Genomic DNA, 23675 nt, shown 5'->3' with positions numbered 1-23675 from the left:
CTGCTTTTAAACAGAGCTAATGACATAAAAAAACCGCCCTAAGTACAAAGACTTAAGACGGTTTTTAGAGACTAAAACTTAAATTAATTAAGCTTAGATATCAAAGCGATCTGCATTCATCACTTTTGTCCATGCTTTAACAAAGTCACGTACAAATTTTTCTTGGTTGTCAAATTGACCATATACCTCGGCATAAGAGCGCAAGATAGAATTTGAACCAAACACAAGATCTACACGCGTTGCAGTCCATTTTACAGCACCTGTTGCACGGTCACGGATCTCATAAAGGTTTTTACCTACAGGTTTCCATGTGTTACGCATGTCTGTCAAATTCACGAAGAAGTCATTCGTTAAAATACCTTCTTTGTCTGTAAATACACCATGCTTAGCACCTGCGTAGTTCGTTCCTAAGACACGCATACCACCAATCAACACGGTCATTTCAGGTGCAGTTAATCCTAGCAACTGCGCACGATCCAACAACATTTCTTCAGGCTGTACAGCATAGTCTGCTTTTAGCCAATTACGGAAACCATCGTGCGTTGGTTCAAGATCTTTGAATGAATATTCATCTGTTTGCTCTTGAAGTGCATCACCACGACCTGCCACAAATGGAACTGTAATCTTCACACCTGCATCATGTGCTGCTTTTTCGACAGCAGCCGTACCACCAAGCACGATCAAGTCAGCAATACTTACTTGTTTGTCTAAAGATGCCTGTATTTTTTCAAGTGTCGCAAGTACTTTGGCTAAACGCTCAGGTTCATTACCTACCCAATCTTTTTGTGGCGCTAAGCGAATACGTCCACCATTTGCACCACCACGGAAGTCTGAACCACGATAAGTACGTGCGCTATCCCATGCTGTATTAATCAACTCGGTAGAAGTTAAACCACTGTCAAGTAAAGTCGCTTTAATAGAAGCAATTTCAGCTTCAGTTAATGTGTAATTTACAGCAGGTACAGGATCTTGCCAAATTAAGTCTTCATTTGGTACCTGATCGCCAAGATATCTTGCTTTTGGCCCTAAGTCTCTGTGAGTAAGTTTGAACCAAGCACGTGCAAAGACATCTGAGAAATATGCAGGATCTTTGTAAAAACGTTCAGAAATTTTGCGATATTCAGGATCTATTTTTAATGCCATATCTGCATCAGTCATAATTGGATTACGACGAACTTTCGGATTATGCGCATCAAAAGGCTTATCTTCTTCTTTAATGTTTACAGGTTCCCATTGTGTCGCACCTGCTGGGCTTTTGGTAAGTTCCCAATCATAAGTAAACAATAGATAGAAGAATTCATTATCCCATTTGGTTGGGTTAGTGGTCCATGCACCCTCAAGACCACTCACCATGGTATGAGTACCGTTTCCATTACCTTGTGGGTTGTGCCAACCTAAGCCTTGAAACTCAACATCTGCACCTTCTGTGTCTGCACCAAGAACATCAGCATCACCATTACCGTGGGCTTTACCAACTGTATGACCACCTGCTGTCAATGCAACGGTTTCTTCATCATTCATCGCCATACGATCAAAAGTTTCACGCATGTCTTGTGCAGTTTTTAGTGGGTCAGACTGACCATCTACCCCTTCTGGGTTTACATAAATTAAGCCCATTTGTACTGCAGCCAATGGATTTTCTAGACTTGTGCGATCTTGATCATCTTCGTAACGGTTTTCTGTTGCATCTAACCATTGACGCTCTTCGCCCCAGTAAATATCTTTTTCTGGGTGCCAAATCTCTTTACGGCCACCAGCAAAACCAAATGTTTTAAGACCTGCAACTTCATAAGCCACTGTACCTGCCAAGATGATTAAATCACCCCAAGAGATTTTGTTACCATATTTTTGCTTAATTGGCCAAAGTAAACGACGACCCTTATCTGTATTTACGTTATCTGGCCAACTGTTTAATGGCGCAAAGCGTTGGTTTCCTGTATTTGCACCACCACGGCCATCTTGTTTACGGTAAGTACCTGCAAGATGCCATGCTGTACGCACAAACATTCCCACATAGCTTCCCCAGTCAGCTGGCCACCAATCTTGACTTGTATTGATTAAAGCACGAATATCTTCTTTTACAGCGTCAAGATCTAAAGTACTATAGGCCTTTGCGTAGTCAAAATCAGGATCCATAGGATCTGTTTTGTGATCGTGTTGAGATAAAATATCTAAATTAAGTGCATTTGGCCACCAATCTGTGTTTGAGCTGGCTACCGTTGTACTCGCACCATTTTGATGAAATGGGCACTTTCCTGAATTAGCTTGCGTATCTTGACTCATGAAAAACTCCAATCTGTTCTTTACAGTATTAATCGGTTATGACTATAAAATATGTTTTTTCCATCGAAAATGAAAGCCGTTTTTATAAATAAAAGCCATAGAAAAAGCCAATCGAAAATAGATTCTTTTTTAATCAAAATGTAATATTTATTCATTTTGTATTTTTCAAATTAAAGCTTGATATTGTTCAAATAAAATATAAAGCGCTTTTATATCAACCGACCTGTTGTTAACCTCAAAAACATTCCTTGTGTACATCGTTATCACCACATATAAAAGTACATACTGTTACAAAATCAGCACAACTCAATACACAAAAAATAGCCCAAAAAAGGCTAAAATTTAGCCGTTAAATAACGATTAACAGAATCAAAAATAAAGTCACTCAGCAATAAAGCCAAAAATGATAGCAAGCCCGTACTTTAGGAGTAAGCCATGAGTAAATGCCCATACCATACAACAACTGCAGGGTCACCCATTGCAGACAACCAAAATAGCGTCACCGTTGGACAACGTGGCCCACTTTTAATGCAAGATTGGCAACTCATTGAAAAATTAGCACACCAAAACCGTGAAAGAATTCCAGAACGTGCAGTACATGCCAAAGGCTGGGGTGCTTTTGGTACATTTACACTCACTAAAGATTTATCAGAATATACTCGCGCAGAAATTTTTAAAGGCGAAGGCAAGCAAACACAAATGCTTGCACGTTTTTCTACTGTCGCTGGTGAACAAGGCGCAGCAGATGCTGAACGTGATGTACGTGGTTTTTCTTTGAAGTTTTATACAGAAGAAGGAAATTGGGATTTAGTCGGTAATAATACACCTGTATTTTTTGTACGTGACCCACTTAAATTCCCAGATTTTATTCATACCCAAAAACGTCACCCAAAAACGAATTTACGTTCACCAACGGCAATGTGGGACTTTTGGTCACTGTCGCCTGAAAGCTTACATCAAGTCACCATTTTAATGTCTGATCGTGGTTTACCAACCGATGTTCGTCACATTAATGGATATGGTTCGCATACCTTCTCTTTTTGGAATGACAAAAATGAACGCTTTTGGGTAAAATTCCACTTTAAAACCCAACAGGGTCATCGCTACTGGACTAACCCAGAAGCAACAGAAAAAGTCGGACAAAGCCGAGAAACAACACAAGAAGATTTATTTTATAGCATTGAAGAAGACGACTACCCTCGTTGGACACTGCAAGTACAAATCATGCCTGAACTAGATGCAGAAAAAACATCTTACAACCCATTTGATTTGACCAAAGTATGGCCACATAGCGAATACCCACCTATCGAAGTCGGTTATTTTGAACTCAATAAAAATGCTGAAAACTACTTTGCTCAAATTGAACAGGCAGCCTTTTCTCCATCAAATGTTGTCCCGGGTATTGGTTTTTCTCCCGACCGCATGTTACAAGCACGTATTTTCAGTTATGCAGATGCACACCGTTATCGTTTAGGTACACACTACGAAAATATTCCAGTCAACCGTCCACACTGTCCTGTTCATCACTACCATAAAGATGGACAAATGAATGTTCAAGAACATTTTCCAAATCCAAATGCTTATTACGAACCAAACTCTTTTGGTGGACCGATTGCCAATCCTGAACTAAAAGAACCACCTCTTCGTTTAGATTCAAACATTGTAGATCGCTTCGATCATCGTCAAGACGAAGGCAACAATGATTACGTTCAAGTGACTGCATTGTTTAATTTATTTGATGAAGGACAAAAACAGCGTTTATTCAGCAATATTTCTGATGCAATGCAAGGAGTTCCTAAAGAAATTCTTGAACGTCAGCTTGCTCACTTCAAACGTGTACACCCAGACTATGAAGCAGGTGTTCGTAAAGCGTTACATGAAAGTGGCCATAGCTCGTATCAACAACAAGATGGTCATATTAAAGAACAGCACGATGGTCACACTGAGTAAAATCAGCATGTCATAATCTGCAAATGTTTTAAATCATTGCCAACATGTTCGAAAGGACTGTTGGCAATTTTATCTCAAATCATACCCCCTGTAAAACATCTACTCCGCCAACATCATCTATAAAATCACTTACACATCAACATATTTACCTTCCTTTAAACAATAAAAAGGCTGTGCAGATGAATGTTCACGAACCAAAGCATTTAGCCATTGTTCAGGTGCATTACGAGCCTCATCCGTTAACTGAAAGGTATGATGATGAATAGCCACAGAACATTGGGCTTGTAAATCAAGATGAGCTTGAAAAGCATCGACAGGATTCATATGCAAAGATTTCATCAACTCCCTTGGCTCGTAAGCACCAATAGGCAGTAATGCCACTTTAGGCGCACCAAATTGCTCATGTAATAATTTAAATTGAGGGCAATACCCTGTATCTGCAGCAAAATAAAGATATTGTTCTTGGGCATGTATACAAAAACCACCCCAAAGGGCTTTATTTTGATCTCTGATTCCACGACCCGAGCTATGCTTTGCCGAAGTATAAGTAATTTTAAAATCGAACAGATCAATCGATTCCCCCCACTGCATTTCAATCACATTCCAGTGCTTAGGTAAATAATAACTATTGCCTAAACCTGTATAAATTGGCATCGAAAAACGATCGTGTAACCAATGAAGCGTGGCTAAATCCATATGATCATAATGATTGTGGCTCAATAAAACGGCATCAATACGCGGAAGATTTTCAAGCGCAATTCCTGCTAAACATGCACGGCGTGGGCCCAACCCTTGCCTAGGGCCAGCAAAATCTGCCCAAATAGGATCGGTTAAAAAATTAAATGATCCTATTTGTATTAAAGTCGTGGCATGATTCACATACCAAATCCGCCATGTCTGTACATCGCACTCTTGATCTAAAATTTTTACATGTTCTCTTTGTTGTTTTTGCACGATTAAATCATCATGCTGAGACCACGCTTTATCTTTGCGAGAAAGCAACCATTTAAAAACTTTAGTTTTCGTCAGATGTACCGTTTCAGGATATAAATTATAAAACCGCCCCTGTTTAAAATAATCGAGTGATGAATAATCCCATTGAGGTTTTTGGAAACAGTGTAAGTAGCTTTGCTGTGTTGCTAGCTGATAATGTATAGACTTGATGGGTGTCATATGATGGGCTCTGTCATAGTTTTAGTTTTTAACAAATGGAACAAACAATTCAAAACCATTTTTGAGAATGCTATATGTTTATCTATACATACCACTGGCCATCTTTTCAACACAAGCTGAACGATCAAAATTAAAACAAAAATCATATTAGACGATAGATACTTCAATTTTTAAAATATTTTTTTACTACCTAGATAAAAAAACTGTATGCTAACCCACTTATTTACGATGATTTAAATTAAATATTTTATAATTAAAAATCAGTACTATATTGAGAAATAATAGGTGTTTTATTATGGAATTGCGTCACCTTCGATACTTTATTGCTGTGGCTGAAGAATTAAATTTCAGTAAAGCAGCATTACGTCTTTTTACTGCACAGCCCTCTCTTAGCCAACAAATTAAAGACCTTGAAGAAGAAATTGGAGTTCGCCTATTTAATCGCACGAAAAGAAAAGTAGAACTCACAGAAGAAGGCGCTGTGTTTTTAGAACAAGCAAGGCTCACCATTGCTCAAGCAGAACGCTCGATTGATCTAACTAGAAAGGCTTATTTATCAAAACAACAAATCCTCAAAGTAGGCTTTATTACAGCAGCAGAAATTCGTATATTTCCACGTATTGTACCCAATTTTCGTATTCAATATCCCAATTTTAAAATTGAGCTGAATATCTTAAACGATCAAGAACAACACCATGCTTTGATAAAAGATGAGTTAGATATTATTTTTACTCGTAAATTAATCGCACAAGAACACATCGAAAATCATATCGTATTTAAAGATGAATTAGCGCTAATTTTACCTAAAGAAGACCCTTTAGCATCACTAGATCTGATTCCACTGTCAGCACTGTCTGGTCTTAATATTATTATACCCACTTCAAACAGCTTAACGGCACTTAATCAAGCCATTACACGTTTTATTGACACACATCACCTTACGTTTAAATCGCACATTAAAACACAAACTATTGTAGACAGTTTAAATTTGATTAATGCTGGGCAAGGCTGTGCCATTTTACCTAAATATGTCGATCCATTTAGTAGCTTGCCCAATTTGGCAATTCGTACGCTCGATACCGAATTACCCACATTAGATCTTGTCATGAGTTACAAAAAACAAAATACCTCTGCTGCCTTAAAATGCTTTTTAAATATGTTTTACAGCCTATCTATGTCTTCTCCTGCCATAGGGGCACCCGTCAATCCAACATTTAAAGTGTGATTTAACTGTTCAATGGTATCAACAATCGCAATGGGGTCATATTTTTGCAAAATATCACTAGAGTGCACACCGTAAGTGACCCCTACGCTGGCCATACCAATACGCTGTGCCATATCTAAATCATAAGCCGTATCACCAATCATCACCGCATGCTCAACAGAAATACCTGTAACATCTAATATTTCTTGTAACATTTTAGGATTAGGCTTAGATGCTGTTTCACTGGCTGCACGTGTAACCACAAATATATCTGTACTTTGTGTTTTTCTCAAAACACGATCAAGTCCTTTGCGATTTTTCCCTGTTGCAACAGCCAACAAAATTCCTTTATTTTTTAGATCGTCAAGCATTTGTGCGACACCGTCAAACCATTGATCTTGTAAAGAGTGTTCAACATAATGCTCAGCATACGTGGTCAAAATAAGATCATGTAGCTCAGGTACATTTGGAAATAAACGTTGCATCACTTCAGGCAACCCTAAACCAATCACATCTTTTGCGTCATGTGCCATTAAAGGTTGATCATACTTTTTTGCAGCATACAATAAGCTGTCTACAATTTGACCGACCGAATTAAATAGCGTGCCGTCCCAATCAAAAATCATTAATTTTATTGCGTGTTTTTTTATCATGAACTTAACTCGTTTAATGTCGTTTGCATGTCATCAGGCAAAGGAGCTTCAATCGTTGCATAGCCTGGTATATCCAAACGTAAGGCGTGTAAACATAAGCGACGTGGCTGTGCACCTGTATATAACGTTTGATGACCATATTTATCATCGCCCAATAATGGATGTCCAATACTCAAACCATGTACACGAATTTGATGCGTACGCCCAGACAAAGGGGAAGCATGTACCAACGTTGCCCCTTTAAAGCGTTTGACCACTTGCCATACCGTTTGGCTAACCTTACCTTCTTTAGATACCCTAACACGGCGCTCACCATTGGCAAGCTCATATCTTAATAAAGGTGCATCGATCAATTGTCGATCCAAGCTGACCTGCCCTTTCACAATGGCAGCATACGTTTTTTGTATTTTGTGTTGTCTGAGTAAATCTTGTAACAGCTTTAATGTGCTACGTTTTTTACTCACCATGACCAACCCTGACGTATCACGATCAATACGATGCACTAATTCCAAATATTTTTTTCCTGTGGCCACACGTAAAGCTTCTATCAAGCCATAAGCCATTCCACTGCCACCATGCACCGCAATACCAGATGGTTTATTGACCACCAATAGGCCTTCATCTTCATAAACAATACGTGCCAATAAACCCTGCGCAACGCTATCACTAACGGCAATATTTGCCTCTTGCTTTTGCTCATAACGAATAGGCGCAACACGAATTTGATCTCCGATATTTAAACGTGTTTCAGCTTTAACTCGTTTTTTATTCACCCGCACCTGACCTTCACGAATTAAACGATAAATTCGACTTTTGGGTACACCTTTTAAGCGAGAAAATAGAAAATTATCTATTCTTTGCTCAAGCTGATTTTCATCAACATCAAACCATGTCACACTCTGCCACTGTTGACTTTGATCCATACTTGTTCCCTAAACTGTATTTTCCATAAAATGAATAAAATATAATCAATTAACTGCTTTTTTTCAGCAAAAATTACGTAATAACCCATAGGCAGATGCACAAAGGTTTGCTATAGTCAGCGCTCGGATACCACCGTAAATGAGATTCTGTATAAATATTTCGCAAAATATTGTGCATTGAATAGACATACTCATTATCAACTCGGAATGGTCCTAAAAGAATATGCCGATGCCAAAGGCTTTATTATATCGGCAAAACTGCAAACTGTTGCGTAAAATAATGCGTTTGCCTACAAAACAGTTTGCCCCAAATATATGTTGCCAATTTATATTGGTTGATTAATGTAAACTGAAACACATCGAATAAGTCATTCCCTGACACTTTATCAGGCTTAAGCATTTGATGTATTGAAAGATGCCGTAAGTGAACCTCAGCCACGATGAGTTTTCCGTGCCAGAATCACTTTACACACAAACAGAACAGGCAATAAAGTTCTCTTTGCAGTACATCAAGAATACAGCCCGAAATGATTTTAGGTGAATTTTAGTCACAGAAACATCTATGTTTTTATATGTAAGTAAAATGCAACTTGCCTTACAACCAAGAAGCACCGAATGAAACCTTTTTATTTACATGCCGTAGACTGACTTATCGTTGTAATTTAACGATTAGGTATGACCCACATGAAACGTATGCTGATTAATGCAACACATGCTGAAGAAGTCCGTGTTGCACTTATCACAGGTCAACGTCTATATGACTTTGACCTTGAAAATAGAACCAGAGAACAAAAAAAATCTAATATTTACAAAGGTCACATTACACGTGTCGAACCTTCTTTAGAGGCAGTTTTCGTAGAATATGGCGCACAGCGTCAGGGTTTTTTATCGATGCGTGAAATTTCACGCAACTACTTTAGTGCAGATTCACGTGAAACCTCAAATATTCGTGAACTACTCACAGAAGGTACAGAGCTTTTAGTACAAGTTGAAAAAGAAGAACGTGGCAATAAAGGCGCTGCACTTTCAACCTATATTTCACTGGCTGGTCGCTATCTTGTACTCATGCCAAATAATCCTAAAGGCGGTGGCATTAGTCGCCAAATTTCAGGTGCAGTTCGTGAAGAGCTTAAAGAAAAATTAGCGTCATTACAAACACCTCGTGGCATGAGCGTTATTGTCCGTACAGCAGGTATTGGCCGTAGCCAAGAAGAGCTTCAACAAGATTTACAGCATTTACTTGACCTTTGGGCACAAATCCAAAAAACGGCAAGTTCAGGCCCATCACCCATGCTTGTGCATCAAGAAGCAGGGGTTGTTACACGTGCTATTCGTGATTACTTACGTGATGATGTCACAGAAATCTTAATCGATAATGAGCAAGCATTTAACGAAGCGTATAACTTTGTAAAAGTTGTGATGCCATCTCAATTAGATAAGCTAAAAACATATACACACCATGAGCCTTTGTTTGCTCATTTTGGCGTAGAAAGTCAAATACAAACAGCATACGAGCGTGAAGTTAAACTGCCTTCAGGTGGTTCAATTGTAATTGACCAAACTGAAGCGCTTGTTGCCATCGATATCAACTCCGCTAAATCCACTCGTGGTCAAGACGTTGAAGATACTGCGCTCAATACCAACTTAGAAGCTGCCGAAGAAATCGCACGCCAACTGCGCTTAAGAGATATTGGTGGTTTGGTCGTAATTGATTTCATTGACATGAGTAAAGATCGTAACCAACGTATGGTTGAAGCGAAACTACGTGAATCTACGCAAAGCGATCGTGCTCGTATACAGTTTGGCCAACTTTCACGCTTTGGTCTCATGGAAATGAGTCGTCAACGTTTACGTCCATCACTTGAAGAGTCAACAGGCTATGTCTGTCCACGCTGTCATGGAACAGGTATGGTACGTGATGTTCGTTCACTTTCTTTATCTATTATGCGTAAGGTTGAAGAAATTGCATTACAAGAACGTCAAGGTGAAGTACAAATAGAAGTGCCTGTCGAAATTGCAGCATTTTTACTCAATGAAAAACGTCATACGCTTGTTTACCTAGAGCAAAGTTCAAACGTTCGTATTACTGTACTGCCTCACCCGCATTTAGAAACACCACATTATCAAATACAGTACAATCCTGAAGGTTTTGCACCTACAAGCTACGAGCGTACAGAAGCCACTCGTTCAAGTGAAACAGAGTTAGGTTACCAATCTGCAGAGTGGCATTTAGATGAGCACGAAAAACCTGTCACAACTGCGACCACCAAAGAACGAACCAATACTGTTGTAGCAACACCACAAGCAACACAAACACCAAACGTAGAACAACAAGCCACTCATGCACCAGTATCTTCACATAGCCCATGTGCATGGTTAGAAAACTTGTTTACTCAAAAACAAGCTCAAACTGTTGATCCATCACGTACAGCCAATCAAGCTGCTGCTGCAATTGAAAGCATGGTAAATCATGGTGCCGTAAGTAAAGGACAATTTGGTTCAATTCATAACGCATCGACCACGCCAGCGACAGTACAACGTAGCACTGATGTTGCAGATAATGCTTATCTTGCACCACAAACATCAAACGCTACAATTGCAAAAGTAGAAAAACGTGAGATTGACAAAGAAGAGCGTCAACCACGAAACCATAAAAAAAATCGCAACAGTAAATACAAAGAACAACGTGAAACTCACACAGAGCAAACACCTACACGTCATGTTCATGAAGAAACAACACAGCTTTCTCGTCAAGAAATGCGAGATTTAAAACGTCAACAAAAGCGTCAACAGCAAGACCCTACTCCAAGTGCTCAACAGCAACATTCAAGCACAGAAAATGTTGAAAGTAATAGCAATACACAACACGCTGTCCCGCGTCGTGATCGTAATCAACAACGACCTCAACGACCAAACCGCCAGCGAGATCAAAGTGTATTGGCTGAGCAACAACCAACAACTCATGCTGAAACCATTACAACAGAACACTTAGGTGAAAAACCAACAGTTCACGTGGTCGATGTTCCTCGTCATGAAGACATTCCAACTGCACTGGTCGTTAATGTAGACACAGCAAGTAAAGATATTGTTGCCATCACTCCAGAGCAACCGATCAAAACTGCAAAAACAACGCCTGTACACAATACCGTTCAAGACAACAAAGTTGCTCCTATTACAGAAGCACCTGCCGAGCCTATTGTGACAACAAAGCAAGAAAAATCAGAGCCTGTACAACAAGCACGTGGTGAGCAAAAACCAAAACGTGCCAGCAATGACCCTCGTTCAGGCCGTCGTCAAAAATCACACCATGCACAGCAAAAAAATACTGTCCCTCAACTCTCAGCGACACAAAACCCTGCCTTAAAACAGCATAGTATTGCAAGCTTGATCCGCACAGTTTATGGTGAAGACTGCACTGTCTTAATTGAACAGTTTGGACTGATTCCAACATTTAATCGTGCATTGAGTAAATTTACTGAAAGCTATATTGCATCACAAACAGCACCGACACCACCTGTCGAGAAAAAAGCAGTCACTCGTGATGTAATTGTGCCAACAAAAGAAAATGCAGAAGATATCAATGCAGAAGCATTGTCTCTTACGCCTCCACAAACAAAACAACTACGTGTTGCTAACGATCCACGTGAGCGTCGTCGTTTGGCTAAACTTGCAGCAGAACAAGCGCTAGAGCAAGCAAAAGCACAGCACCTTAAAGAGGAAGCAACCAAAGCTGAGTCTGTCGCATCAACAACCGAAAAAACAGCGGAAGAAGATCCTACAGTAGCAAGTGTTCAAGTGGTTGAAGAAACCCCTGTTCAAAAGACTGTTGAAAGCGTCAATGACACTCCAAAAACAGACCATGACAGCAAAACTTCAACAACACCTGAAAAAACAACAGTCACTGAAACAGTTGAAGACACTGTAAAAGAGACTGAAGTTGCTCCTGTGAAAGAAGACACTGTCTCTGAAGAAGCAAAAACTGAAAGTAAAAAGAAAAAGGTAGCGACAACAACAGACAAACCTGCTCGCCCTCGTCGACCACGTGGCAGACCACCTAAAAAAGCGGTTACACCAGAATCAGACTCATAATCTTACCGATCAGGCCACCCATATAAGGTGGCCTGATTATTTTCAGATCACAAAAATAAACTTCTCGATCATTCAATTGAATCTATTACAGATTATTTTTTGACACATTGTCACTAATTTGTAGTTTTTATAAGCAACTGTACAGTTTTTTCAAAAAAACCCCTTGTCATCAATAAATAAGTTGCTACAATACGCTCCATCAAGAAGATATGGGTCGTTAGCTCAGTTGGTAGAGCAGTGGACTTTTAATCCATTGGTCCCGCGTTCGAGTCGCGGACGACCCACCACTTATCTAAAATCTTGATCACTTGGGTCGTTAGCTCAGTTGGTAGAGCAGTGGACTTTTAATCCATTGGTCCCGCGTTCGAGTCGCGGACGACCCACCAAGATTCAAAAAAGCCTCTTTTAAAAAGAGGCTTTTTTTTATGGCTTAATCAATCACTTTTTTCAGTGTATACGCATGATTTGGAAATGGATAACCTTTTCGGTATGCTTGTAAGTTGGTTAACTTATTACGCCCAAGATCCATAAGTAAGCCGCCACGCTCATCAATACGATAAAAAAACTTCATTCCATTACTTGAATAAGAAACAATCAAATACTGTTGATCGTTAATTCGCTGTAACTCCCAATGGTCTTTGAAATAATTTGGCGAGGCTCTAGAATCAACTTGTATCGTTCCTAAACGCTTAATCAAACGATATAACGATCCGTCTGGCATTAAGTTTAAAATAAACTCTACCGCATCTTCTTTTTCATCGCCACAGCGAGCAATCGGATCTGTACACTGAATGATTACTGAATAACGCCCAACTATTTTTTTAGCATCTTCACTCAACACATGATGATCAGCGACATAAGGTTGTACTTTTTTGGGTGCATTGGCCTGCCCTGCAACTTGCCACAAGTTATTATGATGACGCAATGTTTCATTGCTCTCTACTTGCGTAGGTGTAGCTGTTTGTTCAAATTGCTCAATATGTGGGTTACAGCCCACTAAAGTCAAACTCAGGATCGCAAATACGCCACCGACACAGTAACGTTTACGTTGAATATCATCACGCATTTACTGCCCTCTAACTATACCTATAAAGACAACAAGCTTAACCAAAGAGTACCTCTAAAAATCGACTCTTTGGCGTGTTGCTGTATTCTAATGAAAACTCAAAGAAGCCATATCAACTTTTACATAAATTAACGCTTTAAAGTATGATTCATGCTAGAAAACACACCCTGTAACCCATATATAAAATACACTAGTAGGGTGACTATAGGAGACTCATCATGGCGAAACAAAAAATGGGCTTATACCGTTCCCAAAAACACCACATGATTGCAGGGGTAATGGGAGGGGTGGCAGAACGATTTGGTTGGAATGCAAACCTTTTGCGTTTAATCTTTGTTTGTGTGTCGATCATGAGCGCAGCATTTCCTGGCATTTTGGTGTATTTAGTGCTTTGGCTTGTGATGCCGAAAAAACATCCCTCAGATTCATCTTCTCACCCTTCAAACAATATGAAAACGGTTTATGAAGAACATGGTAAGTAACATCTACACCATGGCGCTTGTAACCCAACATTGTATTTAATATCAAGATAAGGATTATACTTTTTCAGCAACAGATAGTCTTTGCCTCGCATTAGTAAAATCCTTATACTTACTCACAATTTTCTTATAATTTTAGGGATGCTACATGAGTCGCGCCATCTCTCACATCGATACCTTTCAAGGCCTCATTCTGGCATTACAAAACTATTGGGCTGAACAAGGCTGTGTTGTATTACAGCCCTATGATATGGAAATGGGGGCAGGTACTTTCCACACTGCGACCTTTTTACGTGCATTAGGCCCTGAAACATGGAATGCTGCCTATGTTCAACCCTCGCGCCGCCCGAAAGATGGTCGCTATGGCAACAACCCAAACCGCTTGCAACATTACTATCAGTTTCAAGTGGCACTCAAACCCAACCCAGACAATATTCAACAATTATACTTAGACTCTTTGAAAGCCATTGGTATTGACCCATTAGTTCACGATATTCGTTTCGTAGAAGACAATTGGGAATCGCCAACCTTAGGTGCGTGGGGACTCGGCTGGGAAGTCTGGCTAAATGGCATGGAAGTCACTCAATTTACGTACTTTCAACAAGTCGGTGGTTTAGAATGCTACCCTGTCACAGGTGAAATTACCTATGGCCTTGAACGTTTAGCGATGTATTTACAAGGCGTAGACTCGGTATACGACTTAGTATGGACAAAAGGTCAATTTGGTACCGTCACTTACGGTGACGTTTTTCATCAAAATGAAGTAGAACAATCTACCTATAACTTTGAATATGCACCTGTTGAAAAATTATTTGAACTCTTTGACTTTTATGAGTTAGAAGCAAATCGTTTAATTGAAGCAGGACTGCCATTACCTGCCTATGAGCAAGTTATTAAAGCATCACACTCATTTAACTTATTAGATGCTCGAGGTGCCATTTCTGTCACAGAACGCCAACGTTTTATTTTACGTGTCAGAACATTAGCTCGCGCGATTGCACAAAGTTATGTGAATGCACGGGCAAAACTTGGTTTTCCTATGGCAGAACCGCAGTTAAGAGATGAAGTTTTGGCGGTAATACACGCACAAACAGAGACTGTGACGGCCAAAACGGAGAAGAAATAATGAATCAACATACTGTATTATTTGAGCTTGGCTGTGAAGAGCTCCCTCCTAAAAGTTTAAAAAAATTACGTGATGCACTCAAGCAAGAAACCGAAAAAGGTTTAAATCATGCGGGTTTAAACTTCAAAAAGATTGATGCTTATGCTGCACCACGTCGATTAACACTAAAAATTACGGCATTAGATGCATCGCAAGCAGATATACAAAAACGTTTTGATGGACCAGCCAAACAAGCTGCTTTTGATCCACAAGGAAATCCCACGCGTGCCCTTGAAGGCTTCATGCGTGGTCAAGGCATTACTTTAGATGACATTACGACTTTTCAAGCAGGTAAAGTTGAAAAAGTATGCTACTACAAAGATGTACAAGGACAGTCGATCGATGTGCTCCTCCCTGACATCTTACAGCATGCTTTAAACCAATTGCCAATTGCAAAAAGAATGCGTTCGGCTGTAAGTCGCACCGAATTTGTACGTCCTGTGAAATGGGTAGTTTTGCTTAAAGATGAACATGTAATTGATGCTGTTATTCAGGGGCAAAAAACAGGAAATATCACTTACGGACATCGTTTTCATGCGCCTGAGGCCATTACCTTACAACATGCTAACGACTATCTCGTTGCACTTGAACATGCCCATGTGATTGCAGATTTTGAAAAACGTCAAGACATGATTCAAGCACAAGTTAAAACCTTGGCAGATGACGTACATGCAATCGCAATTGTCCCTGTTGACTTGCTCGATGAGGTTACAGCCTTGGTCGAGTGGCCTGTGGCTTTACGTGCAACGTTTGAAGCGCGCTATTTGGCTGTACCCCAAGAAGCATTAATTACAACCATGCAAGATAACCAAAAATATTTTTGCTTGGTCGATGCAAACCATAAATTACAACCTTACTTTATTACCGTATCAAATATTGCGTCAAAAGATCCGCAACAAATTATTGAAGGTAATGAAAAAGTTGTTCGCCCACGTTTAAGCGATGCTGAGTTTTTCTTTTTACAAGATCAAAAATACCCTCTTGCCTCTCGTTCAGAGAAACTTGCACAGATGGTTTTTCAAGCACAACTAGGCACCTTGTGGGACAAGTCACAACGTATTGCACAAATTGCTCAGCAAATTGCTCACATCACTGGTGCAAATCCAGCCGATGTAGAAAAAGCAGCTCATTTGTCTAAATGTGATTTAACCTCTGAACTTGTGGGTGAGTTTCCTGAATTACAAGGTATTGCAGGCACTTACTATGCACGTATCGAAGGTGAAAGCGATGAAATTGCTAACGCTTTAGCTGAACAGTATTTACCTAAATTTGCAGGTGATGTACTTCCAACCACAAAAACAGGAACAACACTTGCACTGGCTGATCGCTTAGACACATTGGTTGGAATTTTTGGAATTGGACAAGCACCGACAGGCTCTAAAGACCCATTTGCGCTCAGACGTTCTGCCATTGGCATATTACGATTAATTATTGAAAATAAACTCAATGTTACCATCGAAAGTCTCGTAAATGCCGTTTTGAACAGCTATGGTCATGTTATTCAAGATCATGAAAAAACACGTACAGATGCCGTTGCTTTCTTAGAAGGGCGCTATCGTGCCAAATACGAAGACCAAGGCGTTACGGTTGATGTTATTCAAGCTGTGCAAGCATTATCACCAAAATCACCGCTCGACTTTGATCAACGTATTAATGCAGTCAATCATTTCAGAAACTTACCTGAAGCTGCGGCACTTGCAGCGGCGAATAAACGAGTAGCCAACATTTTGGCAAAAGAGCCAGCAACAGAAGCACATGTTGAAGAAAACTTGCTCGTAGAAGATGCTGAAAAAGGGCTATATGCTGCAATCCAAGCACTTAGACCTCAAATAGAGCCCTTACTTCAAAATCATCAATACACTGAAGCATTATCAGCCCTCGCGACACTTCGCACACCCATTGATTATTTCTTTGAGCATGTAATGGTCATGGCAGATGATGCAACACTCAAGGCCAATCGCTTACGCTTACTCAACCAACTCAGACAATTATTTACAGCCATTGCAGATATCTCTGTTTTACAGGCGTAAATAAAAAGAAGCCCTCAAAGTAATCTTTGAGGGCTTCTTAGCAAACATGCCATTACACTAAAATAAAACGTGTCACATCACTTAAAGGTGGATCAACAAAGGTACAAACCCCATACTCATCTGTACTTAAATTTTGCCCTTTATAACTAATCACATAATATCCATCATGTTTTTTAAGCACCAATGGGCTTAAATCTGCCGATAGAGCATCATCTTCTTTGATTAATTTCATCACACGGCGGTCATTCATCGCCACCATATACCGCTCACGATTAATTTCAACTTTAACCAAACAACTTGATTTCGCCAACAATGGAATTAAGTACTTATCATTTAAATCAATAGACTCTTGGGTGTAACTTTCTATTTTACTGCTAATTAAATTAAAGATGAGAAAACTATGAAAGTGGTCTTGTAGTTTTAAATGTGACTCCTGTGGCAAATTGACTTTAATACCTAGTTTTTGCAAGTCCTGTTCAGTGACTTGTCTTCGACTCAACATAATACGAGTAATTAGTTGCTTCAAAGCAGGATCAAAATATTGTGCATCAAGCTGTAAATCATTATTTTTTAAAATACGGCCAAGTGCTTTACTGTGGCGTGACATCAACTGACCAATCACTTGACGATAGTAGAACTTACTATTCTTTTTTACTTTTCGAATTTGTGCATAAAAATAATGTTGATCTAATGTATGGCGAATAAAATCATTGAGTAAACTCGAACTGGCCAAAACAGACAATGCATCATGGCCTGTAAAAGGTAAGTTTAACGTCATTAGCTGTGGTAGATACGCTTTGATCTTTAAATAGTGTTCTTTATCTTCTTTATAGTAGGGATCATAAACAATAATATAATCGGTCTGATCTGAAAGATCATCTGCTGAAATATCCATATCACGATGAATATTAATATCGAAAAATTCAGCATAACGGCGGTCTTCAACCTTTTGAGGGTTAATACTATATTGTGGTACAAAAGCAATCGCACGTGACATATTCAACAGTTTTGAATACTTAATTACAGCGTACCCCCCCATAGACCCTCCATACCCAACAATGGTTTTAAATGGGGCTATATATGGCGCAATCGCTTGCAACATTTGGTGCATGCTTTCTACAGGAAACCATGACTTTTCTTTTGGCATCACACCTATGACATTGTAATCATATTTAATGAGCGATTTTTCAGCATTAATCGTTAAACCTTTTGCACGTGTGATTAGATCACCAAAGGAAAAAATTAACTCTTCCGAATGCCCTTTTAAAAAAATGACTCTAATATGGTCATCTTCAAAAATTATTTGTTTATCCATTACACACCAAAAGGTTCAAAGTTGATCCCAAAGCATCATTATTTCAATGAAAAATATACTAATTTCATCATAATAAAATCTCAATATACTTTAGGTAACTCGTAAAAATAGTTAAGTTACTCAACATTATATACTGTCTTGGCAATAAAATAAGCATCAAAAAAGGCAATATAATTCAATGACTTCATAAATGTGTCATATATTTTTGTCAAAGTATTCATTATAAAATTAATACATTAGTGTGCTGTGGGAGTTTTAGGCATGAATTATATTAGAACAACTGAAGCTATTTTAGCATTACAAAATCGGGATCGCATACTTTCAGCAAAACAACGTCAGTTGCTGATTTTAATTGGTAGTAAAGATTTTAATAAACTTTCTGCACATGCCAAAGAAGCAATGTGTTCTTCAGATATTTTTGATAGCTTAATTCACCTTGGTTTTTTAAAAAAAGATCTACCAATTCATGCCGATTCATTAAATCATGCAGACGATTCTAGTCCAACGAATTCAGTACCAAAAGATGCCATTACCATTGTTCAGCCTGCTGAAGAATCTAAGATTGCACAGGAAAGTACAGAAAATACGCCCATTTCACGCATACATGTTTCTACCACTGAAGAAACTCCTGCCCCACTTTCATCAAACTCAATACCGACTCAGTCCACACAAGAACCTGTCTATGAGGCATATCAAAATCTTGCGCTGACTTTCGATAACATGAAAAATTTACTGACTGACACACTCAATACCCACTGTGGGCTTATGGGTAAAACGCATGCACGAAAAATCGAGTCTGCTCAAACTGTGGCCGAATTAAAACGCTCACATATGACAGTGATTACACTCTTACAAGAAAGTCGTATGTCTAAAGGCGAATTATTGCAATTTACTAAGGTTTTACAACGTTTTTATCAGCAATTACTTTAAATAAAAAAAATAGACATATAAAGCTACAACGCATCAATGTTATTTTAAGACACAATCACCATACTCATGTTTTTAATCGAATGATGATCGCATGTCTAAAGATTGCATACATCCAACAGCTCAACTCGGCTTTGCTCACACAGAACATGCTCAAGATTACCAACAGGCTCGGCCGAGTTACCCTAAAGACATCACAACATGGCTGCAGCAACATTTAAAATTAACGCAGCAATCTGTCATTCTTGATCTTGCAGCAGGCACAGGAAAATTTACCGCACGATTGCACCCTTTAACGAAAAATATTACCGCTGTCGAACCTGTCAGCGCGATGCGTGAAGTTTTCAAACAGCAATACCCTAAGATTCATATCATAGATGCGCTGAGCCACCACATTCCTTTGCCGAGTCATCAGTTTGATGTTATTTTTTGTGCTCAAGCTTTTCATTGGTTTTCTAATATTGAAACACTGCGTGAAATGAAGCGCTTACTAAAACCTCAAGGTGATTTAATTTTAATTTGGAATGATAAAGATACCTCTCAACCTTGGGTAAAAGCACTGTCTGAACATTTAAAGCCTTTTGAGAAAGATGCACCTCGATTTTATACACATGAGTGGCAACAGGTATTTGTACAACAACATCTCTTTCATGCTGTGGCCACACACCAATTTAATTACGTGCATACAGGTACAGTACAGCAGGTTGTGACACAACGATTATTGTCGAGTAGCTTCGTAAAAACATGGCCTAGTTCAGCACAAAAACAACTTAAATATGACTTAGAACATATTGTTCACCAAATGCAGGGAAAATCAAATACAGATGATATTGCTTTTCCCTATCTCACTCATATTTATCATTTTCGTGCTATAGATTAAAAAATTTATTTAAGAAGAAATACGCACGCGACAAATCCAACGCTCAGCAGGTGCTGTCACTTCCCATGGTCTGACATAGTGCAGAGAAATTTCCTCCTCACCCGCCTGTAACGCAGAAAATTGGAATATTTTTTCTGTAGGTTGTCCAACCATCATCGGTTGTTCTTTGGTTTTTTGTTCAGATTGTTCTACACTAAAATGGTGTAACTGCTGTGCAATCTGCCATTGATACCCTGTACTCACGTTTTCAGGTGCATGAAACATTAAACTTTGTCCGACTTTCATTTGTAAAAGCACAGGACATTTTTGCTTTAGGGTAAATACGTGGGTTTTACCATCAACGGTTGGACTTGTACCATGACAACCAACCAACGTTAAAGCCATACATAGAACCCCAATGCTTAATGCACTGTTCATGATTTCGCTCACTTATTTTTGCACATTGATTAATATACCTGTTACAAATGTATAATATTTTACCCATAGATAAAACCTTACATCTGCACTTTTTGTAACCATTGAACCTGTTTGACTCGAAATAATTCACACCCTCCTTCCCCAACATCCGTATTGGTCAAAGATGAACGCCATACCAAGTTGCCATCTTTAATTTCAACCAAATCTCCTTGTAAGCGAACAAGATCGCCTTTTTTGACTTGGTTTAGTTGCTCAAGTATTTCTGGTGATGCAGGAATCATATGCATGTTAGATACCATTTGCATGGCTTTTTGGGGCGATACAGGTAACGGATTCATTTTCCAATTTAAAAAGCGGTCATACTGCTGAACATGTATACGTTGTGCAAAGTCTTTATGTGCAAACAAGCCCCAACTCACTGCAAAATCTATAGGTGAAAATTTCGCCTGTTCGTCCTGACTGTACTGCTGTGTACTTAAAATACGAAAATCACCCAAAAATGGTCTGAGACTTTGAATCGATTGTTCAGGTGAAGTGGGCATAAATCCTTTTGCAATATTATACTGTTCTTCATGACTTACAATCTGTGCACTATATGCCATACTGCTAGACATGACAGCAATTAAACCCATACAGCACATCATCTTTTTCATGAGCTTTACTCTTCGTTCTATCGTCTGTTTATCATGACACATAAAGCCATCTGTTCATGGAATCGCTTTGTGTCAGTTACTCAGATAACTGTATATATAATGTTTCAAAACGTACACGTTTATCCTGAACTGCTTGAGCAATTGCCTTTTGACCAGCGGTGAGTTTTGCTTTACCACTTTTAATATCCATTAAAATAATATTTATGTCTTCTGCACAGCCTACTCCATCTTTAAATGCGCTGTATCCATCAAAAATAATATAATCAATCGGATCACCTAAAAAGCGTGCATCTGCAGGTAAATAATGAAACTGCGGAAGCATAGGCGCAAATTGCTCTGCCATTTTTCCTTTTAAAACTGCACGACTGGTATTTACGCTACGCTGTTTAGCTGTCTGCACATCTTGTTCATGTTGAGCTTGAAGCTGTAAAATATATGCTTCATACTCTGCTTGAATTTTTCCCTGACGGGTACGTGCAAGTAATACACTGGCCAATATCGCCCCTACCAATATTCCAACGACAAAAATCACCCATGCTGGCATCTTCTGTTATTCCTTATCTAAACCATCCATTCATCATACATATTGTCATGTTTTATCCCTGTAAAAAATGCTACAGTATTTAAAATATTACAGCGCACATATCTCTTATTATGAAAACAATTCTGATTGCAAATCAAAAAGGTGGCTGCGGTAAAACCAATACAGCAATTACCATTGCAACCGCTTTGGCAGTCAAAGGTTATCAGGTTGCTTTAGCTGATGCCGACACACAAAAATCAACACTACACTGGCTTAAACAACGCCCCTCTTCAGTGGCTCAAATTCGCTCTTTAGATTGGCGGAACGAAAAATCAATTGGTGATGCGCCTAAAAATATTGATTATTTAGTGATTGATGCGCCCGGTGCCGTTTCTGGTGAACAGGCTGAACAACTTATTAGTGAAAGTCATGCGATTATCACACCACTACAACCTTCTTTTTTTGATTTACACAGTACAAAACATTTTTTAAAACAACTACAAGATATTAAGCGCATTCGTAAAGGTAAAGTCGATATTTTATTATTGGCCAATCGAGTAAGACCACAAAGCGTAAAGTCTCAAACTTTTCAAGATTTTTTCAAAAAAGTAGAACACGACCCTGTTGCATGGATTTCTGAACGTGCTGTATATGGTCAATTGGCAGCACAAGGTTTAAGTATTTTTGATCATACGCAAAAACGTTATTTGGATATTCAAAAACAGTGGCAGCCTGTTCTTAATGTCATTATTGATGATAATACACAGTGGTTTTAATTGATTTTAAAAAAATGAATCCCTGATAACACAAAATAATGTGAGATTGCCGTGCAACGATATATTCCGAGTCTTCTGCATAAAGCCTTTTTTATTGGGTTAATGGGTGTTTTTTTATACTTAACGTTTAACGTATTAAAATACTTTATTGTACCTGTCGTATGGGCGATTATTATCGCTTATATGACATGGCCTATTTATACATGGGTGCAAAAGAAATGTGGTCTACAACGACGCAATCTAGGTGCTCTGTGTATGTTGTTGATGATTTTTCTTACGGTTGGATTACCTATTGGTTTTGGAATCGTAATTTTACAACAAGAGGGCCAAAACTTATTTTTACAAGCAAAACAACAAATTTATGCAGGTGACTTCACACTTCCCAACTTTGTTTTACAATTACCCATCATTGGCACAGACATTACACGTCTTCTTGCTGAACTCAATGCCAATCCTGATCAAATTTTTCAAAACATCACCCTTTGGTTACAAGGTCATTTAAGTTATGGGCGTATGGTGGTGGGTGAAATTACGCGAAATTTAGTCAAACTTGGTTTTACATTATTGTCATTATTCTTTTTTTATCGTGATGGTCAGTCACTCTTAAAACAATTTCATTTTGCGCTTGAAAAAGTAATTGGTGAGCGTATTCACCATTACATGACAACCATTTCAGATACCACACGTGCGGTTGTGTATGGCATTGGTTTAACTGCATTGGTGCAAGCAATTTTAGCAGGTTTGAGCTATTTTGTAGCAGGTGTACCTAATCCACTATTGCTCACACTTATGACATTCGTATTGGCTTTAATTCCATTTGGTACGCCTGTATCTTATGGTAGCGTAGCCATCTGGCTTCTCTCACAAGGACATATTGTAAGTGCAGTTGCTGTATTGGTTTGGGGGCTTTGTATTGTCAGCTCATCAGACAATGTTATTCGACCTTTAGTCATTTCAGGGGCAACACAAATTCCATTTTTATTAATTATGTTTGGAGTGTTAGGTGGTATAACAAGCTTTGGGTTAATAGGTTTATTTATTGGCCCTGTTATTTTAGCTGTACTGTTAGCCATTTGGCGCGAGTGGATTCAAGAACTAAAAGAAGATACATAAAACATCATATCAAAATACTTAAAAGCGCATGAGGGCATCTATGTGCCCTCATGTGC

19 protein-coding genes and 2 tRNA genes are annotated in these 23675 nt (G+C 38.9%); 12 read left to right on the top strand and 9 right to left on the bottom strand.

Annotation, left to right across the window (positions count from 1 at the left end; all coding sequences use genetic code 11):
• Positions 1-93: 93 nt before the first annotated feature.
• Positions 94-2283 carry a catalase/peroxidase HPI gene (gene katG, locus I2F17_RS06570; RefSeq protein ID WP_211139399.1) on the bottom strand — a complete coding sequence of 730 codons (2190 nt, stop codon included), beginning with the start codon at positions 2281-2283 and terminating at the stop codon, positions 94-96.
• Between the two features lie 435 nt (positions 2284-2718).
• Between katG and I2F17_RS06565 the strand changes: the two genes are divergently transcribed.
• A complete protein-coding gene (locus I2F17_RS06565) occupies positions 2719-4233 on the top strand; it encodes a catalase (protein WP_211139398.1) in 1515 nt (504 codons plus the stop codon).
• A gap of 129 nt (positions 4234-4362) precedes the next feature.
• On the opposite strand, the gene I2F17_RS06560 is transcribed toward I2F17_RS06565, so the two are convergent.
• Entirely contained in the window at positions 4363-5406 is a 1044-nt protein-coding gene (locus I2F17_RS06560) for an MBL fold metallo-hydrolase (RefSeq protein WP_211139397.1), read from the bottom strand.
• A 295-nt stretch (positions 5407-5701) separates the two neighbouring features.
• Between I2F17_RS06560 and I2F17_RS06555 the strand changes: the two genes are divergently transcribed.
• Entirely contained in the window at positions 5702-6631 is a 930-nt protein-coding gene (locus I2F17_RS06555) for a LysR substrate-binding domain-containing protein (protein ID WP_196422798.1), read from the top strand.
• Here the strand turns inward: I2F17_RS06555 and I2F17_RS06550 are convergent.
• Entirely contained in the window at positions 6568-7263 is a 696-nt protein-coding gene (locus I2F17_RS06550) for an HAD-IIIA family hydrolase (protein ID WP_211139396.1), read from the bottom strand. The genes I2F17_RS06555 and I2F17_RS06550 overlap by 64 nt on opposite strands.
• Positions 7260-8186, bottom strand: coding sequence for an RluA family pseudouridine synthase (locus tag I2F17_RS06545; RefSeq protein ID WP_196422796.1), 927 nt, complete (start codon positions 8184-8186; stop codon positions 7260-7262). The genes I2F17_RS06550 and I2F17_RS06545 overlap by 4 nt, the downstream gene beginning before the upstream one ends.
• A 684-nt stretch (positions 8187-8870) precedes the next feature.
• Here I2F17_RS06545 and I2F17_RS06540 point away from each other — a divergent pair.
• The 3 genes from I2F17_RS06540 to I2F17_RS06530 all read left to right on the top strand — a co-directional run bounded on the left by I2F17_RS06540 (position 8871) and on the right by I2F17_RS06530 (position 12661).
• Positions 8871-12275 carry an Rne/Rng family ribonuclease gene (locus I2F17_RS06540; protein WP_211139395.1) on the top strand — a complete coding sequence of 1135 codons (3405 nt, stop codon included), beginning with the start codon at positions 8871-8873 and terminating at the stop codon, positions 12273-12275.
• Between the two features lie 211 nt (positions 12276-12486).
• Positions 12487-12562 (top strand) — tRNA-Lys (locus tag I2F17_RS06535).
• Between the two features lie 23 nt (positions 12563-12585).
• Positions 12586-12661: transfer RNA gene (locus I2F17_RS06530), tRNA-Lys, on the top strand.
• 44 nt (positions 12662-12705) lie between these two features.
• On the opposite strand, the gene I2F17_RS06525 is transcribed toward I2F17_RS06530, so the two are convergent.
• Positions 12706-13341, bottom strand: coding sequence for a hypothetical protein (locus I2F17_RS06525; RefSeq protein ID WP_211139394.1), 636 nt, complete (start codon positions 13339-13341; stop codon positions 12706-12708).
• A gap of 218 nt (positions 13342-13559) precedes the next feature.
• On the opposite strand from I2F17_RS06525, the gene I2F17_RS06520 reads away from it, so the two are divergent.
• The 3 genes from I2F17_RS06520 (at position 13560) to glyS (ending at position 17015) form a co-directional block, all read left to right on the top strand.
• Positions 13560-13823, top strand: coding sequence for a PspC domain-containing protein (locus I2F17_RS06520; protein ID WP_235985077.1), 264 nt, complete (start codon positions 13560-13562; stop codon positions 13821-13823).
• A 145-nt stretch (positions 13824-13968) separates the two neighbouring features.
• A complete protein-coding gene (glyQ, locus tag I2F17_RS06515; protein ID WP_211139393.1) occupies positions 13969-14946 on the top strand; it encodes a glycine--tRNA ligase subunit alpha in 978 nt (325 codons plus the stop codon).
• Positions 14946-17015, top strand: coding sequence for a glycine--tRNA ligase subunit beta (gene glyS / locus I2F17_RS06510; RefSeq protein ID WP_211139392.1), 2070 nt, complete (start codon positions 14946-14948; stop codon positions 17013-17015). The genes glyQ and glyS overlap by 1 nt, the downstream gene beginning before the upstream one ends.
• Positions 17016-17067: 52 nt before the next feature.
• On the opposite strand, the gene I2F17_RS06505 is transcribed toward glyS, so the two are convergent.
• Positions 17068-18330, bottom strand: a complete 1263-nt coding sequence (locus tag I2F17_RS06505) for a hypothetical protein (protein ID WP_196422791.1) — start codon at positions 18328-18330, stop codon at positions 17068-17070.
• Positions 18331-18591: 261 nt separating this feature from the next.
• On the opposite strand from I2F17_RS06505, the gene I2F17_RS06500 reads away from it, so the two are divergent.
• Both I2F17_RS06500 and I2F17_RS06495 read left to right on the top strand, forming a co-directional pair.
• On the top strand, positions 18592-19260 hold the full coding sequence (locus tag I2F17_RS06500) for a hypothetical protein (RefSeq protein WP_211139391.1): 669 nt from the start codon (positions 18592-18594) through the stop codon (positions 19258-19260).
• A 91-nt stretch (positions 19261-19351) separates the two neighbouring features.
• A complete protein-coding gene (locus tag I2F17_RS06495; RefSeq protein ID WP_196422789.1) occupies positions 19352-20137 on the top strand; it encodes a class I SAM-dependent methyltransferase in 786 nt (261 codons plus the stop codon).
• Positions 20138-20146: 9 nt separating this feature from the next.
• Here I2F17_RS06495 and I2F17_RS06490 read toward each other — a convergent pair whose 3' ends face one another.
• From I2F17_RS06490 to I2F17_RS06480, 3 genes are all read right to left on the bottom strand, one after another.
• Entirely contained in the window at positions 20147-20554 is a 408-nt protein-coding gene (locus I2F17_RS06490) for a protease inhibitor I42 family protein (RefSeq protein ID WP_211139390.1), read from the bottom strand.
• Positions 20555-20631: 77 nt separating this feature from the next.
• On the bottom strand, positions 20632-21207 hold the full coding sequence (locus tag I2F17_RS06485; RefSeq protein ID WP_196422787.1) for a hypothetical protein: 576 nt from the start codon (positions 21205-21207) through the stop codon (positions 20632-20634).
• Between the two features lie 76 nt (positions 21208-21283).
• Positions 21284-21751 carry a Holliday junction resolvase-like protein gene (locus I2F17_RS06480; protein WP_211139389.1) on the bottom strand — a complete coding sequence of 156 codons (468 nt, stop codon included), beginning with the start codon at positions 21749-21751 and terminating at the stop codon, positions 21284-21286.
• A 110-nt stretch (positions 21752-21861) separates the two neighbouring features.
• Here I2F17_RS06480 and I2F17_RS06475 point away from each other — a divergent pair, with 110 nt between their 5' ends.
• Positions 21862-22506 carry a ParA family protein gene (locus I2F17_RS06475; protein WP_196422785.1) on the top strand — a complete coding sequence of 215 codons (645 nt, stop codon included), beginning with the start codon at positions 21862-21864 and terminating at the stop codon, positions 22504-22506.
• Between the two features lie 51 nt (positions 22507-22557).
• Positions 22558-23619: an AI-2E family transporter gene (locus tag I2F17_RS06470; protein WP_196422784.1), complete on the top strand. Its 1062-nt coding sequence runs from the start codon at positions 22558-22560 to the stop codon at positions 23617-23619.
• The last annotated feature ends 56 nt before the right edge of the window (positions 23620-23675 follow it).

The organism is Acinetobacter baretiae (genome assembly GCF_015627105.1).
GTDB classification, from domain to species: domain Bacteria; phylum Pseudomonadota; class Gammaproteobacteria; order Pseudomonadales; family Moraxellaceae; genus Acinetobacter; species Acinetobacter baretiae.
This window is presented reverse-complemented; position numbering and strand designations above follow the sequence as displayed.

Coding starts and splice junctions, on each gene's coding strand:
- I2F17_RS06555 (WP_196422798.1), top strand. CDS start 5,702: ATGGAATTGCGTCACCTTCGATACTTTATTGCTGTGGCTGAAGAATTA.
- glyS (WP_211139392.1), top strand. CDS start 14,946: ATGAATCAACATACTGTATTATTTGAGCTTGGCTGTGAAGAGCTCCCT.
- I2F17_RS06480 (WP_211139389.1), bottom strand. CDS start 21,751: ATGCCAGCATGGGTGATTTTTGTCGTTGGAATATTGGTAGGGGCGATA.
- I2F17_RS06495 (WP_196422789.1), top strand. CDS start 19,352: ATGTCTAAAGATTGCATACATCCAACAGCTCAACTCGGCTTTGCTCAC.
- I2F17_RS06485 (WP_196422787.1), bottom strand. CDS start 21,207: ATGAAAAAGATGATGTGCTGTATGGGTTTAATTGCTGTCATGTCTAGC.
- glyQ (WP_211139393.1), top strand. CDS start 13,969: ATGAGTCGCGCCATCTCTCACATCGATACCTTTCAAGGCCTCATTCTG.
- I2F17_RS06490 (WP_211139390.1), bottom strand. CDS start 20,554: ATGAACAGTGCATTAAGCATTGGGGTTCTATGTATGGCTTTAACGTTG.
- I2F17_RS06475 (WP_196422785.1), top strand. CDS start 21,862: ATGAAAACAATTCTGATTGCAAATCAAAAAGGTGGCTGCGGTAAAACC.
- I2F17_RS06525 (WP_211139394.1), bottom strand. CDS start 13,341: ATGCGTGATGATATTCAACGTAAACGTTACTGTGTCGGTGGCGTATTT.
- I2F17_RS06520 (WP_235985077.1), top strand. CDS start 13,560: ATGGCGAAACAAAAAATGGGCTTATACCGTTCCCAAAAACACCACATG.
- I2F17_RS06500 (WP_211139391.1), top strand. CDS start 18,592: ATGAATTATATTAGAACAACTGAAGCTATTTTAGCATTACAAAATCGG.
- I2F17_RS06560 (WP_211139397.1), bottom strand. CDS start 5,406: ATGACACCCATCAAGTCTATACATTATCAGCTAGCAACACAGCAAAGC.
- I2F17_RS06565 (WP_211139398.1), top strand. CDS start 2,719: ATGAGTAAATGCCCATACCATACAACAACTGCAGGGTCACCCATTGCA.
- I2F17_RS06550 (WP_211139396.1), bottom strand. CDS start 7,263: ATGATAAAAAAACACGCAATAAAATTAATGATTTTTGATTGGGACGGC.
- I2F17_RS06505 (WP_196422791.1), bottom strand. CDS start 18,330: ATGGATAAACAAATAATTTTTGAAGATGACCATATTAGAGTCATTTTT.
- katG (WP_211139399.1), bottom strand. CDS start 2,283: ATGAGTCAAGATACGCAAGCTAATTCAGGAAAGTGCCCATTTCATCAA.
- I2F17_RS06545 (WP_196422796.1), bottom strand. CDS start 8,186: ATGGATCAAAGTCAACAGTGGCAGAGTGTGACATGGTTTGATGTTGAT.
- I2F17_RS06540 (WP_211139395.1), top strand. CDS start 8,871: ATGAAACGTATGCTGATTAATGCAACACATGCTGAAGAAGTCCGTGTT.